At 61.6% G+C, this 245-nt stretch carries 1 protein-coding gene; it reads right to left on the bottom strand.

Annotated elements, in window-relative coordinates; translation table 11 throughout:
* Positions 1 to 245: zinc-binding dehydrogenase (locus AF337_RS40100; protein ID WP_152970971.1), on the bottom strand; the 245-nt coding region annotated here is incomplete at both ends.

The following is a 245-nucleotide window of genomic DNA, read 5'->3' as shown; positions in this document are numbered from 1 at the left end:
GGATGGCAGAGCGCCTTGCCCGGTCGAAGTTCCTCGACAGGCACCGGTGGAATATCACCGGCGGCCTGACCGATGGTGACAGCCATGCCGAATGGGCGGACAGAACGAATGCTTTTGAGAAGCGTGTCGCCGCCTATCCCGTCATAGGCGACGTCGACGCCAAGCCCGTTCGTGAGCCGCTTCACGTCCGCAACGATATCGGCGCCTCGTCCAACAATAAGGTGATCGGCGCCATAAGATGCGGC

The organism is Rhizobium ecuadorense, from assembly GCF_001187535.1.
Classification (GTDB): domain Bacteria; phylum Pseudomonadota; class Alphaproteobacteria; order Rhizobiales; family Rhizobiaceae; genus Rhizobium; species Rhizobium ecuadorense.
The sequence above is the reverse complement of the archived record's forward strand: the minus strand, read 5'-3'. Positions and strand labels throughout refer to the sequence as shown.